Here is a 3,476-nt window from a genome sequence, read left to right on the forward strand (position 1 = left end):
GCCACCCGCTACGACAAGCGAGCCGACAACTTCCTCGCAGGCGTCAAGCTCGCCGCCTTTCGCATATGGTGCCGGTTTAATGAGTCGATGGCCTAGTTCATCCTCATGAACTGGATGCCGTCAAAGTTCGCCGAAACTAGGCAGCGCTTCCACGAACGCAGCCCAGACAGCGCGATGATCCGCATACTCAATATCCGTAGTTGGAGATTTCTCGATGATCTCGGCGACGTGACGCACGGTTCCTTGGGCTTCACCATTCCGCCCAAACCGCCTAACGAACGTATGAAAAAAATCATCGATTCGTTTGGTAGGTTGCTGTGCTGGGTGAATAGGTCAGGGATTACCGCAAGAGCATTGGGAAAACGCAGGCGGATGTTGCCTCCGCCACCAGCCTGAGCGTCGATCAAATCCACAAGGTTGAAAAGGGTCGCGCCAATCTGGCCACACTTAACAAGGTCAGTCTGGCGATAGGGCTCGAATGGGTGGGCGGCATTGCACGCGGTCCGACCCTCGGTGAGCGCATCAAGCGCGAGCGGACCAAGCAGGGCCTGAGCGTCAACGAACTTGCCGCGCGAGCGGGCGTGAGCGCCGTGGCCGTCAGTCATGTCGAACTTGATCGCGCTCATATCGCTACGGCGGAAAAGGTCCTGCGCATTCTCGCCCCTACCATCCGCGCCCGCATTCTGCGCCATAAACAACCGACCCGGATCAGAGACGTCAGATTGACCCCGGAGCATTTCATCAAGCAGGCTCAATACGTTCTGGGTGAAATTGATACCGATCCGGCTTGGCATCCAGCGTCGTTCGTCCAACCGAAGATCGCGGGCTTCACGGAAGAAGATGATGGTTTGAAACAAGATTGGATGGGGAGAGTCTGGCTCAATCCACCATTCACGCTCATGGCGCCGTTTGTCCGAAAAGCCGCCGAGCAGGTGGCGCTCGGAAATGCCGAGGTGGTCCTATGCCTGTTGCCCGCCCGCGTCGGCGACACGCCGTTTCAGCGATTGGCCGATCAAGCCCACGTCATTTTACTGCCGGGTCGGATCAAGTTCGCCGATGAACACCGCAAGCCATTACGCTATGAAGCACCGTTCCCGATGATGTTGATGGTCTTCGGTGGAGAGGGCGCGCTCATCGATAGAGCGCGCAAAACATGGCCGGGGGTCTATATTCCCGCGCGCACCTCACCACAGATTTCCGACGAAAAGTTCCCGCTAAACAAAGAATTCTAAAGCGTTGCGTCAACTTGGTGTCCGGGCCGTGACCTCTGGCGTAGTTTCTCGGGATCGAGTTCATCAACATCTGAATGCGATTCAATGTTTTTGAACGCCGCTTTCAGCGCAGCGATCCTTTCATCGATCTCTTTGTCGGCGACGTCTACTTTAAGCTTTTCTTGCACAAAGTCGAACCGGGCTTCGCATTCACGTATAAGTTCCGCCCATGTTTTGACCCAAATGCTTACATTCTCGCCCTTTTGATACAGTCCGACAGGCCAATCTTTCTGAGTCACGCGATGCTTGACGACGCCGTCGTAATCTCCGGTGACAAGAACAAAATTCCATTGTGTCACCGTATTATTAAAATCACTTTGTGCAATCAACGCGTTCTTGTATTCCTCGATCTGATCGAGTTCTTTTTTTCCGATCGTCTTAGATGGTCTCTTCAATTCGACGACGATGTATTCACGCTGCATCTTATCAGGCAAAGGGATGCTTCTTCCCAAGAAACAATCGATGCGCCCAATCTTGCCTCCGGATTGGCGAACTTGGGTGCCTTTACCTCTGGTGCGCTTCGCGTGCATATCGTCCAATACACGCTCCATGATTTTTGTTAAGCCAGCTTCAGCCATCGTGATGTGAAAGCGCTCACCGAAAAGCCAAGTGTTATCTCTAACGATCACATCAAGCTCCCCCCGCTCTTTCACCGTCCTGCGCCGCGCCTCATCGAACACCATTGCTCTAAGAAGCGTGAGCGTCGTTACCCGGTCGGCTACGAGGCTGGAGGCGCTGATAATGTTGCTGAGAGACGTCTTGGACAGGAGGGTGGAAAATTCCTTCTGTTTATTTTTTGGTAAATTGACAATCGCCCTAAGAATATTTGTTAGCTCCTCAGGGTTATGACGAAGCGCCTCTCGTAATAAAGTCAATGTTATCTTTTTCATGGCGACTTCTGATCGCTTGAAGTCGCGAGAATATGAAGAGACTGCATACGTTGCTATATCAAATACATCGCGTTCGCGTCTCTCGACCTCGTCGCGCGGTTCACCTTCGTAAGGATATACACCCTCCGTTTTCAGGTCATCGATAAGGCCACGCGCACGTTCAGCCTGTCGTTTCCGGAAATAATTGCTCAATTTCTCACGGATATCCGCGAGGACAGCCATAAAATCTGGGTCCGACAGGTTGTCGAGTTCAAGAAGATTTGCCTCCGCCATCTCTTCGAAAAAGGCGCTGTTCGCGTAAGCTGAGAAGTAAAATCCGGGCGCAGCGACGTTCGCGGATTGAGAGCCAAGCACGATGCCATCAGCTCCTCCGAGATGAATTTGTCGCTTTTCAATCGCCGACTTCCATTCAATGACCTTGAGCCCAATGGATTCAATTTTACGGTTCGGGCCGTTGACCGTGAGTTCTGCAAAATCGTGCGCGACTTCAATCGTCGTGGATGGGTTCAATTTATCAGAATCATAATACAGGCTAACATTGGGATACTGCATCAAGTATGGAGCGAATATCGCACAAAATTCGTTTCTCGCTTCACTCGAAGCCAGCCAATCAAAGACTTCTTTAAGCGGATATAAGGATACAGTCACGCCGGTCGCCGTATCGGCGATAGGCGCTGGCTGCGTAATCTCGCACTTGTCGAGCGAGGTTGCTAGAATTGTTAATTGTATTTGGAACTTACTTCCGTTCACGTCGTAGACGGAAGACCAATTCGCAGTGTGCGCCAGAGAAAAAAAACGGAGACGCCCTCGGCCTTCCTTCCCGTGCAACGCTCTTTCGAGGTTTGGTGTGCGACCTTGGGACCTCTTCCAAGAGTCTCCAAGGTTGGCAAAGTCACTGGCCGCGTGCATTTGATTGATGCCCACGCCATCATCGCGGATCACGATTTCCTCAATCCCAGCAAGCGCATTTCTCTTGAAATCGACGAAGACGTTAGTTGCCTCGGCATCGAGTGAATTCCACACAAACTCTGAGATCGCCTTTATCGGATCGCGGGTTCGAGCAACTTTTTCGAGATGATCTTGCTTCGCGTGCAACTTCAAAATGGTCACGGGATAATCCTGACATTTGGTCAATCTCAGGACGATAGCAGCCTTTATGTTGCGTGACGAGGCCGTGACCCAGCGCGAACAAGCCCGCTCATGCCCCGCTCCCCCGTTCCCACTGTCTCGTCAGCATCTAAGACTTGGTCATCATACCGTATTGGAAGCCTGAAGACGACCATGATGAGACGCTTTTCGATAATGATGAGGCGCA

2 protein-coding genes are annotated in these 3,476 nt (G+C 52.2%); one reads left to right on the top strand and one right to left on the bottom strand.

All coding sequences use genetic code 11. The annotated features are described in order from the left end of the window. Window positions 1–482 precede the first annotated feature (482 nt). Window positions 483–1,232, top strand: coding sequence for a DNA N-6-adenine-methyltransferase (locus CFB24_RS22070; RefSeq protein WP_111390808.1), 750 nt, complete (start codon window positions 483–485; stop codon window positions 1,230–1,232). Here CFB24_RS22070 and CFB24_RS22075 read toward each other — a convergent pair. After that, a complete protein-coding gene (locus CFB24_RS22075; protein WP_088522765.1) occupies window positions 1,229–3,271 on the bottom strand; it encodes an ATP-binding protein in 2,043 nt (680 codons plus the stop codon). The two genes, CFB24_RS22070 and CFB24_RS22075, sit on opposite strands and share 4 nt — an antisense overlap. Window positions 3,272–3,476: the final 205 nt, after the last annotated feature.

Origin of the sequence: Rhodoblastus acidophilus, assembly GCF_900187365.1 — a bacterium.
Lineage (GTDB): Bacteria > Pseudomonadota > Alphaproteobacteria > Rhizobiales > Beijerinckiaceae > Rhodoblastus > Rhodoblastus acidophilus.